The 17,012-nt window shown below is 57.9% G+C and carries 17 protein-coding genes; 9 read left to right on the top strand and 8 right to left on the bottom strand.

What is annotated here, in order from left to right:
- The first annotated feature begins 22 nt into the window (after positions 1 to 22).
- From D1823_RS08775 to upp, 7 genes are all read left to right on the top strand, one after another.
- Complete coding sequence (locus tag D1823_RS08775) at positions 23 to 727, top strand: hypothetical protein (RefSeq protein ID WP_117869557.1); 705 nt, start codon at positions 23 to 25, stop codon at positions 725 to 727.
- Positions 690 to 1,793 (top strand): cupin domain-containing protein, encoded by a 1,104-nt coding sequence (locus tag D1823_RS08770; RefSeq protein ID WP_117869556.1) that lies wholly within the window; start codon positions 690 to 692, stop codon positions 1,791 to 1,793. Before D1823_RS08775 ends, D1823_RS08770 begins: the two co-directional genes overlap by 38 nt.
- A gap of 71 nt (positions 1,794 to 1,864) precedes the next feature.
- On the top strand, positions 1,865 to 2,278 hold the full coding sequence (locus D1823_RS08765; protein WP_256369674.1) for a cytidine deaminase: 414 nt from the start codon (positions 1,865 to 1,867) through the stop codon (positions 2,276 to 2,278).
- 4 nt (positions 2,279 to 2,282) lie between these two features.
- Positions 2,283 to 3,590: a thymidine phosphorylase gene (locus D1823_RS08760; RefSeq protein WP_117869554.1), complete on the top strand. Its 1,308-nt coding sequence runs from the start codon at positions 2,283 to 2,285 to the stop codon at positions 3,588 to 3,590.
- The gene (locus D1823_RS08755) at positions 3,587 to 4,798 is read left to right on the top strand and encodes a phosphopentomutase (RefSeq protein WP_117869553.1); all 1,212 of its coding nucleotides are present in this window, start codon (positions 3,587 to 3,589) and stop codon (positions 4,796 to 4,798) included. Before D1823_RS08760 ends, D1823_RS08755 begins: the two co-directional genes overlap by 4 nt.
- Complete coding sequence (locus tag D1823_RS08750) at positions 4,795 to 5,781, top strand: adenosine deaminase (protein WP_117869552.1); 987 nt, start codon at positions 4,795 to 4,797, stop codon at positions 5,779 to 5,781. Before D1823_RS08755 ends, D1823_RS08750 begins: the two co-directional genes overlap by 4 nt.
- A complete protein-coding gene (gene upp / locus D1823_RS08745) occupies positions 5,778 to 6,410 on the top strand; it encodes a uracil phosphoribosyltransferase (RefSeq protein ID WP_117869551.1) in 633 nt (210 codons plus the stop codon). The genes D1823_RS08750 and upp overlap by 4 nt, the downstream gene beginning before the upstream one ends.
- A gap of 6 nt (positions 6,411 to 6,416) precedes the next feature.
- On the opposite strand, the gene D1823_RS08740 is transcribed toward upp, so the two are convergent.
- Positions 6,417 to 7,430, bottom strand: coding sequence for a hypothetical protein (locus tag D1823_RS08740; protein ID WP_117869550.1), 1,014 nt, complete (start codon positions 7,428 to 7,430; stop codon positions 6,417 to 6,419).
- A 147-nt stretch (positions 7,431 to 7,577) separates the two neighbouring features.
- Between D1823_RS08740 and D1823_RS08735 the strand changes: the two genes are divergently transcribed.
- Together D1823_RS08735 and D1823_RS08730 are read left to right on the top strand one after the other, a co-directional pair.
- Positions 7,578 to 8,513: a DMT family transporter gene (locus D1823_RS08735; RefSeq protein WP_117869549.1), complete on the top strand. Its 936-nt coding sequence runs from the start codon at positions 7,578 to 7,580 to the stop codon at positions 8,511 to 8,513.
- Between the two features lie 284 nt (positions 8,514 to 8,797).
- Positions 8,798 to 9,571: a Hint domain-containing protein gene (locus D1823_RS08730; RefSeq protein WP_254683815.1), complete on the top strand. Its 774-nt coding sequence runs from the start codon at positions 8,798 to 8,800 to the stop codon at positions 9,569 to 9,571.
- 56 nt (positions 9,572 to 9,627) lie between these two features.
- On the opposite strand, the gene D1823_RS08725 is transcribed toward D1823_RS08730, so the two are convergent.
- From D1823_RS08725 to D1823_RS08695, 7 genes are all read right to left on the bottom strand, one after another.
- Positions 9,628 to 11,829 carry a 3-hydroxyacyl-CoA dehydrogenase NAD-binding domain-containing protein gene (locus tag D1823_RS08725; RefSeq protein WP_117869547.1) on the bottom strand — a complete coding sequence of 734 codons (2,202 nt, stop codon included), beginning with the start codon at positions 11,827 to 11,829 and terminating at the stop codon, positions 9,628 to 9,630.
- The gene (locus tag D1823_RS08720) at positions 11,822 to 12,310 is read right to left on the bottom strand and encodes a cupin domain-containing protein (protein ID WP_117872804.1); all 489 of its coding nucleotides are present in this window, start codon (positions 12,308 to 12,310) and stop codon (positions 11,822 to 11,824) included. The genes D1823_RS08725 and D1823_RS08720 overlap by 8 nt, the downstream gene beginning before the upstream one ends.
- Complete coding sequence (locus D1823_RS08715) at positions 12,310 to 13,521, bottom strand: acetyl-CoA C-acetyltransferase (RefSeq protein ID WP_117869546.1); 1,212 nt, start codon at positions 13,519 to 13,521, stop codon at positions 12,310 to 12,312. The genes D1823_RS08720 and D1823_RS08715 overlap by 1 nt, the downstream gene beginning before the upstream one ends.
- An 11-nt stretch (positions 13,522 to 13,532) precedes the next feature.
- Positions 13,533 to 14,171, bottom strand: a complete 639-nt coding sequence (locus tag D1823_RS08710; RefSeq protein WP_117869545.1) for a glutathione S-transferase family protein — start codon at positions 14,169 to 14,171, stop codon at positions 13,533 to 13,535.
- Between the two features lie 133 nt (positions 14,172 to 14,304).
- Positions 14,305 to 14,517, bottom strand: a complete 213-nt coding sequence (locus D1823_RS08705; RefSeq protein WP_117869544.1) for a hypothetical protein — start codon at positions 14,515 to 14,517, stop codon at positions 14,305 to 14,307.
- Between the two features lie 55 nt (positions 14,518 to 14,572).
- Positions 14,573 to 16,354 (bottom strand): acyl-CoA dehydrogenase C-terminal domain-containing protein, encoded by a 1,782-nt coding sequence (locus D1823_RS08700; RefSeq protein WP_117869543.1) that lies wholly within the window; start codon positions 16,352 to 16,354, stop codon positions 14,573 to 14,575.
- A 42-nt stretch (positions 16,355 to 16,396) separates the two neighbouring features.
- Positions 16,397 to 16,798, bottom strand: coding sequence for a MerR family DNA-binding transcriptional regulator (locus D1823_RS08695; protein ID WP_117869542.1), 402 nt, complete (start codon positions 16,796 to 16,798; stop codon positions 16,397 to 16,399).
- Positions 16,799 to 17,012: the final 214 nt, after the last annotated feature.

Genomic DNA, 17,012 nt, shown 5'->3' with positions numbered 1-17,012 from the left:
ACTCAGGCAAGACGAAGCAGTAATGACTTTCAAGGCAAATGATCAGGTCGATGGCCTGTCCTCTGGTCCTGTGGCGGATACTGGAGTTGCGCGGCTGACCATATGGTTTGCGGTGCTGTCGGGTGTTGTGCTTCTTGGTGCTGTTGGCATCTGGCCAGAACAGGCACTGGTTTTCAATCAGGAAGGCGGATTGTTTGAAACAATTTCCGCGGCGTGTTTGTTTGCAGCGGGTGTGGCGGCTTTGTGGCGATACCCGGGTGTCACCCGGCTGTATATCGGGCTGACATTCCTATTGTTGGCCGAGCGTGAGCTTGAGGAAAGCGTTTACCCTGAAGGCAGTTTGCCGTTCCTGATCCTTGACGGTCTGGATGCCGTGCTGGACGTCACTGTGGTCAGGGTCCTGCTGGCCTGCGTTGTTCTGAGCGGCGTCATCTGGCATGGGATCCCGACGGGATGGCGTGCTATCAAGCAACGCGCGTCTTTTATGATCGTGTTCATAGTGGCCGGCTGTCTTGCCGTCATCGCCCAACTTCTCGAGGAATTCACCGGGCTGCACAGCGACGCTTTGTCGTCAGTTATGAAAACGCGCCTTTTCGTGATGGAAGAAACGCTCGAGATGTTCTTTTCGATTGGCATTTTGGCCTCTGTTCTGATCGGATGGCCAAAATCGAAATCTGATGAGACATCTCATGACAAAGACATCCGAGCCTTCCCGGACCCAAGCTGAATTTCGTTTGCCTACCCAGGAAATTCGAAACGACATCCCCTTTTATACCAAGGTGTTGGGGATGCAGATGGACATGATCTATCCCGCAGACGATCCGCGCGTCGCAGTGTTTTCAGGGCACGGTCTGCGGCTGCGGATCGAAAAAGACGCGCCCGAAGGTCCGGGAGCATTGCGCATCCTGACAGATGACCCGGAAAGCTTTGCAGATGGCCAACGCGTTCTTGTCGCGCCGAATGGGACCCGGATCGAAATCGAAGAGCGAAATCCGCCGCTGGTGATGCCTGAAACAGTTCATTCCTTCGTGGTGCGCAGGCTTAAGGATCAGGCACCCTGGATCATCGGCCGGGCTGGGATGCACTATCGCGATCTGGTGCCAGACCGTTTGGGCGGATCGATCATCGCAAGCCACATCCGTATCCCGGACGGTGGTCCGGTGCCCGACATGGTGCATTTTCACAAAGTTGGGTTCCAACTGATATTCTGCATCCATGGCTGGGTGGATGTTGTCTACGAGGATCAGGGAGAGAAAATGCGCCTGAATGCAGGGGATTGCTTTATCCAGCCGCCGGAAATTCGTCACCGTGTACTCGAAGCGTCAGACAATGTTCAGGTCATCGAAATAGGGGTGCCAGCAGAACATGTCACGGAAATCGACCATGACATGCAGCTTCCAACGCCGCATTTTCGCCCGGAGCGCGAATGGCAAGGGCAACGCTTTGTCTATAACCAGGCCAAGGACGCTGAATGGGTACCGTTCCGTCTTCCGGGTTACATCTGCCGCGACACGACAATTGCCGAGAACACCAAAGGGGTCGCAGGGGTCCAGGTCGTCCGCAAAGGGCAGGGCGACACCGAATGGGCCAGCCACGATACGGACATTCACTTTACCTTCGTGATGGACGGAGCGGTCACGCTGGAAGGCGAAGGGCGCGAGCCCTACCGGCTGGAGCAAGGAGACGCCTTTGTCATCCCGCCCGGGATGTGCACGCGGTTATCTGCCCCATCGGACGACATCGAGTTGCTGGAAGTCACCTTGCCCGGTACCTTCAACACAACACTGGGCTGACTGAAAAACATCGGCTGGGGGCTTCAACTTCTCCGCCTTTTTACTTTACGGTGCAATTTTCTGACCAGACGATCAAAAAATGGGGAATCGCCATGTCGCTCAAAGACGCTGCTTTGTCCGTCCGGGAAAATGCCTATGCGCCTTATTCGAATTTCAAGGTTGGCGCGGCGCTTCGATCCTCCTCGGGTCAGGTCTATTCCGGGTGTAACGTTGAGAATGTGGCATATCCCGAAGGCACCTGTGCTGAGGCCGGTGCAATCGCCTCGATGGTTGCTGCGGGCGAGCAGGAATTTACAGAAGTCTACGTGGTTGCCTCCAGCCCTCAGCCTGTGCCGCCCTGCGGTGGGTGCCGCCAGAAACTGGCCGAGTTTGGCAAGCGCGATGTGAAAGTTACTCTGGCAACCGTGGACGGTGCCGAATTTGAGACAACCATCGGGGATCTGTTGCCGGGCGCATTCGATGCTTCACACATGGAGGATGTCTGATCGCATGGACGCCCGCTCGATCATAGCAAAACTGCGCAGGCAGGAGGTGCCGGGTCGCGAGGAACTGATCTGGTTTGCGCAGGGACTTGCGGACGGAAGCGTCAGCGACGCGCAGGCCGGGGCTTTTGCCATGGCCGTCTGCATGGGCAGTTTGGGCGCTCAGGGGCGTGCGGATTTGACGATCGCGATGCGCGACAGTGGAGACGTACTGACTTGGGATGTGGACGGACCGGTGATCGATAAGCACTCGACCGGAGGTGTCGGGGACAGTGTCAGCTTGGTTCTTGCCCCGGCGCTTGCGGAATGTGGGGCGTATGTCCCAATGATCTCGGGCCGGGGCCTGGGGCACACTGGTGGAACGCTTGACAAGCTTGAGGCTATCCCGGGGGTCAACACTCAGATCGGGCAGGACCGTCTTGCGCAGATTTTGCGCGAAACCGGCGCCGCCATCGTCGGAGCGACGGGCCAGATCGCGCCGGCAGACAAGCGCCTTTATGCGGTGCGGGATGTGACCGCGACAGTTGAGAGCCTGGACCTGATCACAGCGTCGATTCTGTCCAAAAAGCTGGCCGCCGGCCCGGACGCGCTGGTTCTTGACGTCAAGGTCGGCAGCGGCGCTTTCATGAAAACGATGGAAGATGCCCGCAAATTGGCCACCGCATTGACCGAGACCGCAAACGCAGCAGGGTGTCGCACGTCGGCGGTGATCACTGACATGAATCAGCCATTGGCCCCGGCGTTGGGGAATGCTTTGGAGATCGCTGAGGTGATGAAAGTCCTGACCGGCTCGGATATGTCACCTTTGGCAGACATTTCTGCCGAGCTGGGGGGCGTCTTGCTGACCGATGCAGGAATGTGCGGTTCGGTCGATGAGGGACGTGATAAAATCTTTGAAATCATCCGTGACGGACGCGCCGCAGAGCGATTTGGGCGCATGATGGCAGCGGTTGGTGGCCCCGTTCAGTTAGTCGAGACCTGGGCTCGGTTCCTTCCTGAGGCGAATGTCATCCAAGAGGTTCCGGCGCCGCGGGACGGCTTCATTTCTGCTATCGATGGCGAAGCTCTGGGTCTTGCCGTGGTTGCGCTGGGCGGTGGCCGTCAGGTCGAAAGTGATGAGATCGATCCAGCCGTCGGAATATCCAATATTCTCCGGCTGGGGGATCGTGTGACCAAAGGTTCACCGATTGCCGTGATCCATGCTGCTCGGGAAGATGCCGCGCGCCGAGCCGCAGAAACCGTGCTGAGCGCGATTGAGATCAGCGATACGACTCCGATGCTTCCGGATCTGATCCACGAAAGGATTAGCGTATGAGCCGTGCATTTCTCGCCGTCATGGATTCCGTTGGAATAGGCGGTGCGCCTGATGCCGATTGTTTTTTCAATGGGGACGTCCCGGATAGTGGGGCAAATACGCTGGCTCATATCGCGCAGGCTTGTGCCGAAGGGCGGGCCGAAGACGGTCGCTCGGGCCCTTTGAACCTGCCGAACCTCGACGCGATGGGTTTGGGTGCGGCTGCGCGACTGGCGTCTGGGGACGCAACCCCCGGATTGGACGCCAGACCCATTGGGCTGTGGGGCTGCGCGCGCGAGCATTCGCCCGGCAAAGACACGCCCTCGGGCCACTGGGAACTGGCAGGTCTGCCGGTACCCTGGGAATGGCACTATTTCCCGGATACGGTTCCAGCTTTTCGTGCGGACCTGAGCCGGGCAGCGGCCCGGGCCGCCGGGACCGAAGGCATCCTTGGCGATTGCCATGCCTCGGGCACGGCGATCATCGCTGAATTAGGTGCCGAGCATATGCGAACCGGCTGGCCGATCTGCTACACCTCAGCCGACAGTGTGTTTCAGATCGCAGCCCATGAAGAGAGTTTCGGGCTGGACCGTTTGCTGGGTATGTGCCGCGCACTTGCACCGCGCTTGCACGAGATGAAAGTGGGCCGTGTCATTGCGCGCCCCTTTGTCGGCACGCCAGAGGCGGGATTTGAACGGACAACCAACCGCAAGGATTTCGCCATTCAGCCGCCCGCTCCGGTTCTGACCAATTGGGTGCAGGATGCCGGGCGGAAGGTGCACGCGGTGGGCAAGATCGGCGACATCTTTTCCATGCAGGGTATCGACACGTTGCGCAAAGGGTCGGACGCTGAACTCATGCGGCACCTTTCAGATCTGGTGGATGACGCCGAAGAGGGCAGCCTGACTTTCGCCAATTTTGTTGAATTCGACAGTCTTTATGGCCACCGTCGGGATATCAGCGGCTATGCCCGAGCATTAGAATGGTTCGACCGGGAGATCGGTGAGATTCTGGCCAGGCTCCGCCCCGGCGACCTGTTGGTGTTGACCGCCGATCATGGCAATGATCCCAGCTGGACAGGAACAGATCACACACGTGAACAAGTACCGGTTCTGATTTCCGGGTCTGGCACGGGGCAGATCGGCCAGGTGGACTTTGCCGACATTGCCGCCAGCATCGCCCATCACCTGAACATTCCGGCGCAAGGGCCGGGAAGGAATTTTCTATGAGCGTCGCCGACCTGCCGAAAATAGAACTGCACCTGCATCACGAAGGCGCCGCGCCACCGGCATTCATCCGCCAGCTTGCGCATGACAAGCGGGTGGACCTGAGCGGTATCTTTAAGTCCGACGGTTCTTATGATTTTCGCGATTTCGCGCATTTCCTGAATGTGTATGAGGCCGCCTGCGAAGTCCTGAAAACGCCTGAAGACTTCCGGCGGCTGACATTGGCCATTCTCGAAGAAAGCGCCCGGAACGGCGTGGTCTATTCGGAGACCTTCCTCAGCCCGGACTTTTGCGGGGGTGGTGATCTGCACGCGTGGCAGGACTATCTGAATGCCATTCAGGACGCTGCGGATGAAGCCGAACGCAAGTTCGACATAACCCTGCGGGGTGTCATCACATGTGTCCGCCATTTTGGCCCCGAGCAAGCCAAGCGGAGCGCCTATTGTGCAGCAGAAACAGCGGGCGACTGGATTACCGGTTTTGGCATGGGGGGAAATGAATCCGTTGGCACACAGGGTGACTTCAAATGGGCTTTCGACTGCGCGCGCGAAGCCGGGCTTCGCCTGACGACACATGCGGGTGAGTTCGGAGGCCCTGAAAGCGTGCGTGATGCTGTGCGCGATCTGGGGGTCGAGCGCATCGGGCACGGAGTTCGCGCCCTCGAGGATCCGGACCTTGTTCGCGAACTGGTCGACCGGGAAATCACTCTTGAGGTCTGTCCTGGATCGAATGTGGTTCTGGGGCTTTTCCCCGATTTTGCGGCCCACCCGATTGCGAACTTGCGCGATGCAGGCGTGAAGGTAACGGTATCCACAGACGATCCCCCGTTTTTTCACACGACCATGCGACGGGAATATGAGATGTTGAACGCAGCCTTCGGCTGGGAGGCCGAAGATTTTGCGGCCCTGAATCAGGCCGCCCTGGAAGCGGCCTTTTGCGATGATGATACCCGCGCGCGGGTCAACAAAAGACTGGAGAACACATGAGCGAACATCTGACCGTCGTCGATCACCCGCTGGTGCAACACAAACTGACGCTCATGCGAGACAAGGGTACCTCGACCGCCGGGTTCCGGCAGTTGCTGCGCGAAATAACGTTGTTGTTGGCCTATGAGGTCACGCGCGAAATTCCGTTAACCACGCGCCATATCGAAACGCCGATGGAAGAAATGGATGCCCCCATTCTTGCGGGCAAGAAAATGGCGCTGGTGTCGATCCTGCGTGCCGGAAACGGGATGCTGGATGGGGTGTTGGAATTGGTTCCTTCTGCGCGCGTCGGTTTTGTCGGTCTGTATCGCGACGAAGAAACGCTGAAGCCCGTGCAGTATTACTTCAAAGCACCCGAGAGCCTGAAAGACCGTTTGGTTATCGCGGTGGATCCGATGCTGGCCACTGGCAACAGCTCGGCTGCGGCCGTTGACCTGCTGAAAGAGGCGGGGGCGACGGATATCCGCTTTCTCTGTCTGTTGGCCGCGCCGGAAGGGGTCGCGCGTATGAAAGAGGCGCACCCGGATGTACATATCGTCACTGCTGCACTGGACCGCGAGCTGAACTCGAAAGGCTATATCATGCCGGGTCTGGGCGATGCAGGCGACCGGATGTTTGGAACCAAGTAACCCGGATTATTCGCCGCATATGTTTTGCAGCCGGACCCAATCGCGGTCTGGCAACACCTGTTCCAGGGTTCGGCCGACCATGGGATCAGCCTCAATCAGACCCAGTACTGATTCACCGGTAATGTCCTGAGCATAGGCGTAAGGGGTAGAGGGCAGGGCGCTTTGTGAGAACATCGCCAACAAGTCTTCGTCCGGAAGGGATGGTCGGGGCTGCGAAAGGACCTGTTCGGTATACGTGTCAATGATCTCAGGGGTCAGTTCCCCGGTCGTCAACAACCGAAAGGCCGAGGATGCCCCGGTTCTGTCCAGCAGATCATCCAGCGGGTCGTTGAGCGCCGTACGCGCGCGCTCTGCGATAATGTAACCTGCTGCGACGGCAGGGTCTTCATGGTCTTCTACCAGGGCACGATTTAACAGAACGGTGCCACCGGGCAGGCTGAGGCTGTCCTGAACACCTGCGGGCAGAATAATGATCTGCCGGACGCCTGTACGGTGGGCCAACTGATTCAGCGAAGCCTGCGCATCCACAGACGTGCAGGCCGGTCCCGAGACGCGCTCGATCCGACGCAAAATCGTGTCTCCGATCTCCTGTCGTTTGACCTCGGGCACGACCGAGACAACGTGGTTTCGCAAAGCACCGGGGAACCAGAACAACAATACCGCCAGAACCGCTGCCACAACGCCTCCGACGCTCATCCAGCGCAAACGGCCGGGACGGGGACGAGAGCGTTCGATGGCACGTTGCAGCCGATCGATCGCTTCGAGCATCGTGGTTTCGGATTCTCCCAGTTCCAGTGTCTCATCCGGATCACCATCGGGGTTGAAAACAGCCGGAAAGGCACCGGGATTCTGCCGTTCCAGCGCCGCCAAGGACCAATGAGTCAAAGCCCTGTCATTGAAATCGGAAATTGTCAGGGTTGCTTTGCCAATCGATACCACAACTTCGCGCCGCTGTTCATCGGGCGAAGGGCGCCACAGACCGGTGGCTTCGATCCGCTGGTACTTTTTCAGGGCCGTCATCTGGTTGAGGTCTGCTCGAAATTGTTTTGCCGCAGCTTAGCATGGCAAAATCCCCGGGCGCAAACCTGTTGCGCAGGCATTCCGATTTGTGCTGGATACCCGTCAGGAAAAAGATCGCCGATCTTTGATCGCAACAGAGGCGCGAAAATGCAGGCAGACACGACCACCGCCCCGGTGCTGGCTTCGGCCCTGATGGTAGCTGCGATGGCGATTATCGGCGTGATCGACAACGTTGTGATCCTGCTGGCCGAGACGGTCGGGCTGTGGCAATTCCATTTTATGCGGGCACTGTTGATGCTGCCGCTGATTGTTGGCCTTTCCTTTCTGGGGCTGGGTGGGCTGAGGCCGCATCGGTGGGGACCTGTCATCTTACGCAGTTTGTTGATCACAACGGCTATGTTTTTCTATTTTGCGTCTCTGTCGATGATGCCGATTGCGCAAGCCCTGGCAGGGTTGTTCACCTCCCCGATTTTCGTGCTGTTGATTTCGTCCATTGCGCTCAGACAAAAGATAGGGCCGTGGCGCATTCTGGCTGTACTGATCGGTTTTTCGGGTACTCTTCTGGTTTTGCAGCCAAACCCGGTCGAGTTTGATATGCGTTCGGTTTTCCCGATTGCCGCTGGTTTTTTCTATGCCTTGAGTTCGATCATGACGCGGACATATTGCGCGCGTGAAAGCACGGTTGCGATGCTGGCGGCCATGGTCATTACCCTTGGCCTGTCAGGGGCCGTGGGGGTTATTTTGTTCACGGTCTCGCCTGTTGCCACGCTGGACGGGCCCGAAGGCTTTGTCACGCGGGGATGGGTCTGGGGCGTGGGGCCCGCATTGCAATGGATTTCAATTCAGGCAGTCGGGTCGACGATTGCGGTCTTCATGCTCATCAAAGCCTATCAGGTAGGCGAGACCTCTTACGTGGCCGTGTTCGAGTATTCGGTGATGATCTTCGGGCCGCTCTTTGCATTCGTCGCACTGGGTCAAACCCTCGATCTGATGCAGGTGTCCGGGATCGTCCTGATCGCGACAGCAGGGGTTTTGCTGGGCTGGCGGGCCAAACGGTCATCCACCCAGCAAGAACTTGCCTGACGCGTGCAATACCGCACTCTGTCAACGGTTTTAAAACGCTGCAATCTGAATAAGCGACTTCATTTCGTCTGATCGGGGGCAGGTGGATTCGAACGATCACAACATGGTGCCCGTTTCGAAAATGGCACAAAAGCCGGTTTGTGGCCTGTCAGTGTTTACGGAATCTCTGCAAAAACCCGTTGAGGCGGCCCAAATTGGGCATAAATATGTCTGAAATAAGACAGCCTCGATTTTTGATGTTAGCTGTTTGGCATAGTGAGTTTGTGCCAAAGGGGGTTAGGCACGTGTCTGAAGTTACGAGTATTTCTGTATATCTTGATCAGTCGTCCGAAACTGGTCCATCCACTTTGAACCACGCCGTGAATGCGCGCCGTGGCGGATTTTTGAACGGCACGAAGATTGCGACAACCAGCGGGTGGAAACCGGTGGAACGCATTGCAGTTGGCGATCTGGTCCGAACACTGGATCACGGGTTCAAAGAGGTGCGCCGCATCTCGACCAGCGTCGTGGTCATTCCTGCCGAAGAGCGCCGTTCGGAGTATTTGCCGGTTTTTGTACCTGCACGCGCCGCGTATAACGGGCGTCCCGTCTGGCTGATGCCCGAGCAGGGCATTGCTCTGAACCTGACACGGTCTGATGTCAGGGCCAGCGTGTGTTCCGTAGTGTCCGCACGATTGCTGAACGGCGTGGGTCGGTTTATGTCGCAGGCACCGGGATCGTCGTTTGAGGTCCGTTCCCTGTTTTTCGACGAAGATCAGGTGATCTTTGTTGAAGGCGGCCTGCAGGCTTACTGCCCTTCCGGCCTTTTCAACATGCGCGGCACGGCCAGCGGGCCTGGTTACGATGTCGCTGATGAAGAGACCGGTACAGAACTGGTCAACCTGATTGCAAGCAGGGGCGATATGTCAGCCCTTGCCAACCCATTGGGTGCCCTGCCTGCACCCATTCCGCAGGAGCCGATATTTCCGATCCGTCCGCCCTCTGGGGTCAGGCGACCGGGTCGACCGGGGCGTCCAAACGCGCCGGTGCTGTTTCTGCGGCCCGAATGGCAGATCTAACCAAACACTGACAAAAAAGATGCAGGCGCGTGATCTCACGCGCCTGCATCACTGTTTCAGGCAGCCTTTGCTTCGGGGTTGAAGCGCCCGTAGAAGGTTTGACCCTTCTCGGCCATCTCACGCAGCAGCGACGGGCAGGCAAAGCGTTCGCCATATTTCTCGGCCAGCTGATCACATCGTTCGGCCGCATAGGGCGTGCCGATGATGTCGAGCCAGCTGAGCGGACCACCGGACCACGGCGCAAAGCCCCAGCCCAGAATGGCGCCCACATCGCCCTCACGGATGTCTTCCAGCACGCCTTCTTCCAGCGCCCGAACCGCTTCCAGAACCTGCGCGAACATCAGACGCTCCTGTACTTCGATCAGGTCGGGCTGGTCTTTGGCAAGTGGATATTTTTCCTGAAGACCCTTCCAGTATTCGACACGTTTGCCCTTTTCGTCATAGACGAAGAAGCCGGCATTCGCCTTGCGCCCCAGACGGCCCTGTTCTTCCATCCAGAAGATCAGATCGTCCGAGGGGCTTTCCGGATAGGCATTGCCCATGGCTGCCTTGGTCGCACGGGCGATCTTGGCACCCAGATCAATCGAGGTTTCGTCGGTCAGCTGTATCGGCCCCACCGGGAAGCCCAGCTGACGCGCCGCGTTGTCGATCAGCACAGGGTTTACACCCTCGGCGATCATCCGCACGCCTTCGTTGATGTACGGAATGATGCAGCGGTTGGCGTAGAAGAAGCGGGCGTCGTTGACGACGATGGGTGTCTTGCGGATCTGGCGCACATAGTCCAGTGCCTTGGCCACCGCGCGATCACCGGTTTCCTTGCCCTTGATGATCTCGACCAGCAACATCTTCTCGACCGGCGAGAAGAAGTGGATGCCGATGAATTGTTCCGGACGCACGCTTGCCTTGGCCAGATCCGAGATCGGCAGGGTCGACGTGTTCGAGGCAAAGATGCAATCTTCCGGGATGATCGCCTCTACCTTTTTGGTCATCTCGGCCTTTACGCCCATGTCTTCAAACACGGCTTCAATAATCAGGTCACACCCTTTCAGATGGTCCAGATCCGGTGTCGCCGTGATGCGCGCCAGCATGGCCTCTTTCTTTTCAGCCGTGACCTTGCCGCGCTTGATACCCTTGTCCAGATAGGTTTCGGTATAAGCTTTGCCTTTGTCGGCCGCTTCCTGATCGCGGTCGATCAGAACGACTTCCATGCCAGCTTGGGCAGAAACCAGTGCAATACCGGCCCCCATCATGCCAGCGCCCAGAACGCCGATTTTCTTGACGCGCTGATCGGGCACACCTTTCGGACGGACCGCGCCTTTTTCAAGCGCTTCCTTGTTGAGGAACAGTGTCCGGATCATCGCCGACGAGGAGGGGTTCATCAGAACGTTGGTGAACCAGCGGGCTTCAATTTTCAAAGCGGTGTCAAAATCAACCAGCGCGCCCTCATAGATCGCGCTCAGAAGGGCTTTGGCCGCAGGGAAGGCGCCTTGAGTTTTTCCGTGAACCATGGCGCTTGCGCCCACGAAGGTCATGAATCCGGCAGGGTGGTAAGGCGCGCCACCGGGCATCTTGTAGCCCTTCGCGTCCCAAGGTTTCACCAGATCAGCGTCCTTGGCATTCAGAACCCATTCTTTGGCTGCGGCAACCGGATCGTCTGCAACTGCATCGATCAACTGTGCGCCCTTGGCTTTGGCCGGGTCCATCATCTTGCCTTCAAGCAGTACGGGGGCCGCCGCCATTGCACCAACCATGCGGCTGTAACGGATGGTGCCACCTCCGCCGGGGAAGATGCCCAGCAGGATCTCAGGCAGACCGATCTTGGACTTTGGGTTGCTGGTCATAACTCGGTGATGACAGGCCAGTGCGATCTCGGTCCCGATCCCGGCGCAAGTTCCGTTGATCGCGCAGGCGATGGGTTTGCCGCCTTTCTTGGTCTTGGGGTCCATGCCCGCCAATTCCAGCTTGCGCAGGATGTGGTGCCCGCCCATGACGAAATCAAACAATGCCTGTGCGGGTTCGTCACCCGCTTCCTGACGGATAGTCGCCAGTGTGTTCAGGTCCATGCCGCCGGCAAAAGAGCCTTCCTTGCCCGAGGTGATGACAATACCTTTGATCTCGTCGTCGCTTAGGGCCTGATCAATCAGTTGGCTGACTTCTTGAAAAGCTTCGCGGGTCAGCACGTTCATGGATTTTCCCTGGGCGTCCCAGGTAACAAAGGCGACGCCGTCCGCGTCTTTGGTCAGAGTGAAATCAGTCATTGTCATCTCCAATCTGGTCAGCCGTCAGCGGGCTGCCGTCCTTGCGGGTGAAGGAGAAACCGTTCTCATCATCCTTCACCATCATGTCTATGTCGCTGTAAAAGCCGGTCTCGGTCGGGGTTCGCGTTCCCACAACCAAAAAGGTTGCGGGCGCATCGGATTTGTTCACCAGATGATGGCCATTGGCCTCACCTGCGGGCCAAGCGGCGCAATCGCCGGGCAACATCACTTGCTCACCATCGTCATCGATCAGCACGCAGGTGCCACTGAGCATGATGGCAAATTCGTCCTGCTCCATGTGGTAGTGGCGCAGCGAAGACAGGCCCTGCGGTTCAAGCCGCACGATGTTGACCCCGTATTGGGTCAGGCCGCCCGCATCCCCGATCCGCTGAATGAAACGACCCGCAGTCGCCTCGGCCAGCCTGCCGGGGTAGGACGAGCCGCCCTTGAACGGTATCTGTGAAAGATCCAGTTTGGGCATCATACGCGCTCGATAATCGTTGCCGCACCCATGCCGGACGCAATGCAGAGCGTGGCCAGACCGGTTTCCTTGTCCTGACGCTCCAGTTCATCCAGCAAAGTGCCGATGATAATCGCACCGGTTGCGCCCAGCGGGTGTCCCATCGCGATCGAGCCGCCGTTGACATTGACCAGGGCGGGATCGACATCGAATGCCTGCTGGAACCGCAGCACGACCGAGGCAAAGGCTTCGTTGACCTCGAACAGGTCCAGATCGCTGATCTTCATGCCGTTGTCAGCCAGGATCTTCTCGGTCACTGGAACCGGGCCAGTCAGCATGATGGTCGGGTCGGTGCCGATCTTGGCGGTGGCCTTGATGCGGGCGCGCGGTTTCAGGCCATATTTCTCGCCGAATTCCTTGTTGCCGATCAAGACCGCAGCCGCACCATCCACGATGCCCGAGCTGTTGCCCGCGTGGTGGATGTGATTGATCCGCTCAAGATGCGGGTATTTCAACATTGCTACCTTGTCGAAGCCGGGCATCTGTTCGCCCATCATCTGGAAGGACGGGTTCAGTGCGCCAAGGCTTTGCATGTCGGTGCCGGGGCGCATGTATTCGTCACGGTCCAGAATGGGCAGGCCGTTCTGATCCTTGACGGTGATGACCGACTTTTCGAACCGGTTGTCGGCCCAAGCTTCGGCCGCGCGCTTTTGCGATTCAACCGCCAGAGCGTCTGCGTCATCGCGGCTGAACCCATATTCCGTCGCAATGATGTCGGCCGAGATACCCTGCGGCACGAAGTAGGTTTCCATCGCCAGAGAGGGGTCAACGGCAATCGCCGCGCCATCGCTGCCCATGGGAACACGACCCATCATCTCAACGCCACCTGCGATGTAAGCGTCGCCTGCGCCGCCTTTGACCTGGTTTGCCGCCAAATTCACTGCTTCCATTCCGCTCGCGCAGAAGCGGTTGATCGCCAGGCCGGGGATCGACTGGTCCAGATCCGAGGCCAGGACCGCCGAGCGTGCCAGACAGCCGCCTTGTTCCATCACCTGCGTGACGTTACCCCAGATCACGTCCTCGACGGCGTGCCCTTCAAGGTTGTTGCGTTCTTTCATCGCGTTCAGGGTCAGGGCGGACAGGCGCACCGAGGTTACCTCGTGCAGGCTGCCATCCTTGCGGCCCTTGCCGCGCGGTGTGCGCAGGGCGTCATAAATATATGCTTCGGTCATGGGTCTTCTCCTCAAGCTCGATCCGACGGGTTGCCGGGCATCAGGTCATAGGGGTGTTTCCAGCCGGGCTGCTCGGACAGGCGAGAAAGCCAGGCGTCGATATGGGGCCAGTCGGCACGATCAAAGCCGAAAGGTTCTGGGTAATAGAGATAGCCGCAGCAGCTAAGGTCGGCGTTGGTCACGCCGTCACCAACGATCCAGTCTCGGCCTTCCAGATGCGCGTTCAGCACCTGATAGGCAGCCTTCAGGCGGCCCTGGTTGAAGGCGATCACATCCGGGTTGCGATGCTGTTCGGGCAGAAAGTTGATCAGGAACCGGGTCAGGCCCGCCATCGAGCTGAGCTTGTGATTGTCCCAAAGCACCCAGCGCAGAATGTCATAGTTCTCTTCCTGGTCCTTACCGCCGAACTTGCTGGACTTCTCAGTCACATAGGCCTGGATGGCGCCGGATTGGCTGGTGCGAAAATCGCCGTCGATCAGAACAGGTACTTCGCCCATTTCATTCACTTCGGCGCGATACTCAGGCGTGCGGGTTACACCTTTGAAGAAGTCGACGAAGACCGGTTCCCACTCCAAACTGGACATTTCCAGTGCCAAAGCAGCCTTGTAGCTGTTCCCACTTTCTCCGAAGCAATGAAGTTTGATGGACATGTGCTCGCCCCTCCCAAGGCGCATGGTACGAAATCGACATTCGCGTATTTCGAGAAAGACCAACCAATAGGCAGCGCCCTTGGAGTTCGTCTTTCTGAAAAAACGCCCACCCGAGATCAGGTGGCTGGTTTTGTTAACGTTTCCGCGCCTCAAGCTCGGAATTGAAGATGCGTAGGCGGTGGGTCAGGTTCTCCTCATCAATTACACTGTTGAAATTCTCGAACAGAAACGAAAGTGCCTCGCCTTCGTCCAGACCAGCCTCGCGCGCGAACGCTTTGAGCTTGCGGTACCCGTCCTCGGTCATTGCGATCGGAAAGCGGCGGGTCAGGCGAAAACGTTTCGGCATGTGGTTTCCTTCGAAAGGCTGGGTCCGGGCAATGTTACCCGAACCCAGACTGTGATCAGAAATTCGCAGCGTCCAGTACCATTACCGTGTCCGCGCCGGTCTGGATGCGTGCAAGATGCATCGCTGTGGCGGGCAGACGGCGGGCCATGTAGAAGCGGCCGGTGTCGATCTTGGTTTCGTAGAACGCTTTGTCCGACGCACCACCGTCCAAAGCCTCTTGCGCGGCTTTGGCCATCTGCGCCCACATCAGGCCCAGGCAAACATGGCCGAACATGTGCATGAAGTCATACGAACCGGACAGAGCGTTGTTGGGGTTCTTCATGCCTTCCTGCATGAAGTACATGCCAGCGGCCTGAAGATCCTTTGACGCGGTTTTCAGCGGTTCGATGAAGGCCTTGTCATAGGCTTCATTCTTACCGGAGTTTTCCTTGCAAAAGGTTTTGACCATGTCGAAGAAGGCCATGACGTGCTTGCCGCCGTCCTGCGCCAGTTTGCGGCCCACCAGGTCGAGCGCCTGAACGCCGTTGGCGCCTTCGTAGATCATGGCGATCCGGGCGTCGCGGGTATATTGCGACATGCCCCATTCCTCGATGTAGCCATGGCCGCCATAGACCTGCTGGGCCTGAACGGTCATGTCATAGCCTTCGTCTGTAAGGAATCCTTTGATGACCGGGGTCAACAGCGAAATCAGGCCGTCTGCATCCTTGTCGCCCGACCGGTGCGCCTTGTCGATCATCGTGGCACCCCACAGAATGAATGCGCGTGCACCTTCGGTGAAGCTTTTCTGGTCCATCAGGTTTCGCCGGATGTCAGGGTGAACGATCAGCGGATCGGCGGGGCCGTCCGGGTTCTTTGCGCCAGTAACATCGCGGCCTTGCAAGCGATCCTTTGCGTATTCGACAGCATTTTGATACGCAGCTTCGGCCTGAGACAGGCCTTGCATGCCCACACCCAAACGCGCTTCGTTCATCATGGTGAACATGGCGCGCATGCCTTTGTGTTCTTCTCCCAACAGCCAGCCGGTGGCCTCGTCATAGTTCATGACGCAGGTCGAGTTTCCGTGGATGCCCATTTTCTCTTCGATCTTGCCGACCGAGACTCCGTTGCGCTCACCCAAGGAGCCGTCTTCGTTGACGATGAACTTGGGAACGATGAACAGCGAGACACCCTTGATACCCTCGGGGCCGCCGGGAATTTTTGCCAGCACCAGATGGATGATGTTGTCTGCCATGTCGTGATCGCCCGACGAGATAAAGATCTTTTGGCCGGTGATCTTGTAGCTGCCATCGCCCTGCGGCTCGGCCTTGGTGCGCATCAGGCCCAGATCGGTGCCGCAATGCGGCTCGGTCAGGTTCATGGTGCCTGTCCATTCACAGCTGACCATATTGGGCAGGTACGTGTTCTTCTGATCGTCCGTTCCGTGCGCCAGAATCGCCGAGGCAGCACCGTGCGTCAGGCCCTGGTACATTGTGAAAGCCTGGTTGGAGCCCGAGAACATCTCGCCCACGGCGGTCCCCAGCACATAGGGCATGTTCTGACCGCCATACTCTTCCGGCATGTCGAGGCCAGTCCAGCCACCTTCCTTCATCTGCTCGAAGGCGTCTTTGAACCCGGTCGGGGTGTACACAATGCCGTTTTCCAACCGGCATCCTTCGGTGTCGCCGACAACGTTCAGCGGATGCAGAACATTGGTGGCAACCTTGCCGGCTTCTTCCAGAACCGCACCGGTAAACTCGGCTTCCAGTTCGTTGTAGCCGGGGATATCCGACTGCGAGACATTCAGTACGGTGTGCAGGATGAACTGCATGTCTTTAATTGGCGCGTTGTAAACGGGCATGTGAAGCTCCCTTAATTCATATGTCCGGATGACAGGTCGAGGTTACTCGGCTGCCTTCTTTTCCTGTTTCATCGAGGCGATGACTTTCTCGCCCCAGCGCAACTGCTCTTTCAGATCGTCGATGGCTTGTGTCAGCTCTTCGCGGCGCGATTCCATGTCCTCCAGACGCTCGCACGCGATTTCATAGGTGCGGGTCATCTGAGTGACCTGCTGGTCGCCGACATGGTACAAATCCAGCAGTTGCCGAATTTCTTCTAGGCTGAACCCAAATCGTTTGCCGCGCAGGATCAGTTTGAGCCGCGCCCGATCACGCTTGGTGAACAGACGTTTCTGGCCTTCACGGATCGGGAACAGAAGTTCCTTGGCCTCATAGAACCGCAAGGTGCGTGGTGTGACATCATAGGTCTCGCACATCTCGCGGATGGTCATCACATCTTCGGTCATTCGTCATACTCTCGTCACTGGCGTCATGAGATATGAGTTGCGCAGTTGGTGTGCGCTTTACAACATGAGAGTGACGTTTACGTAATCCAGACGCTGCGTCATTTCCAAGTTGACGTAACATCCGGTCACGTAAGCAAGGTTTGACGCAATTTTCTTTCCGCAACGTCAAGCGGGTTTTCCCGCCAAAACCTTCGCAATGGCGGAACACTGCGCA

The organism is Ruegeria sp. AD91A, assembly GCF_003443535.1.
Classification (GTDB): Bacteria; Pseudomonadota; Alphaproteobacteria; order Rhodobacterales; family Rhodobacteraceae; genus Ruegeria.
The sequence above is the reverse complement of the archived record's forward strand: the minus strand, read 5'-3'. Positions and strand labels throughout refer to the sequence as shown.

What these genes read in the sequence shown, in the direction of transcription:
- D1823_RS08775 (WP_117869557.1), top strand. Translation starts at nt 23, where the DNA reads ATGACTTTCAAGGCAAATGATCAGGTCGATGGCCTGTCCTCTGGTCCT.
- D1823_RS08770 (WP_117869556.1), top strand. Translation starts at nt 690, where the DNA reads ATGACAAAGACATCCGAGCCTTCCCGGACCCAAGCTGAATTTCGTTTG.
- D1823_RS08760 (WP_117869554.1), top strand. Translation starts at nt 2,283, where the DNA reads ATGGACGCCCGCTCGATCATAGCAAAACTGCGCAGGCAGGAGGTGCCG.
- D1823_RS08755 (WP_117869553.1), top strand. Translation starts at nt 3,587, where the DNA reads ATGAGCCGTGCATTTCTCGCCGTCATGGATTCCGTTGGAATAGGCGGT.
- D1823_RS08750 (WP_117869552.1), top strand. Translation starts at nt 4,795, where the DNA reads ATGAGCGTCGCCGACCTGCCGAAAATAGAACTGCACCTGCATCACGAA.
- upp (WP_117869551.1), top strand. Translation starts at nt 5,778, where the DNA reads ATGAGCGAACATCTGACCGTCGTCGATCACCCGCTGGTGCAACACAAA.
- D1823_RS08740 (WP_117869550.1), bottom strand. Translation starts at nt 7,430, where the DNA reads ATGACGGCCCTGAAAAAGTACCAGCGGATCGAAGCCACCGGTCTGTGG.
- D1823_RS08735 (WP_117869549.1), top strand. Translation starts at nt 7,578, where the DNA reads ATGCAGGCAGACACGACCACCGCCCCGGTGCTGGCTTCGGCCCTGATG.
- D1823_RS08725 (WP_117869547.1), bottom strand. Translation starts at nt 11,829, where the DNA reads ATGACTGATTTCACTCTGACCAAAGACGCGGACGGCGTCGCCTTTGTT.
- D1823_RS08720 (WP_117872804.1), bottom strand. Translation starts at nt 12,310, where the DNA reads ATGCCCAAACTGGATCTTTCACAGATACCGTTCAAGGGCGGCTCGTCC.
- D1823_RS08715 (WP_117869546.1), bottom strand. Translation starts at nt 13,521, where the DNA reads ATGACCGAAGCATATATTTATGACGCCCTGCGCACACCGCGCGGCAAG.
- D1823_RS08710 (WP_117869545.1), bottom strand. Translation starts at nt 14,171, where the DNA reads ATGTCCATCAAACTTCATTGCTTCGGAGAAAGTGGGAACAGCTACAAG.
- D1823_RS08705 (WP_117869544.1), bottom strand. Translation starts at nt 14,517, where the DNA reads ATGCCGAAACGTTTTCGCCTGACCCGCCGCTTTCCGATCGCAATGACC.
- D1823_RS08700 (WP_117869543.1), bottom strand. Translation starts at nt 16,354, where the DNA reads ATGCCCGTTTACAACGCGCCAATTAAAGACATGCAGTTCATCCTGCAC.
- D1823_RS08695 (WP_117869542.1), bottom strand. Translation starts at nt 16,798, where the DNA reads ATGACCGAAGATGTGATGACCATCCGCGAGATGTGCGAGACCTATGAT.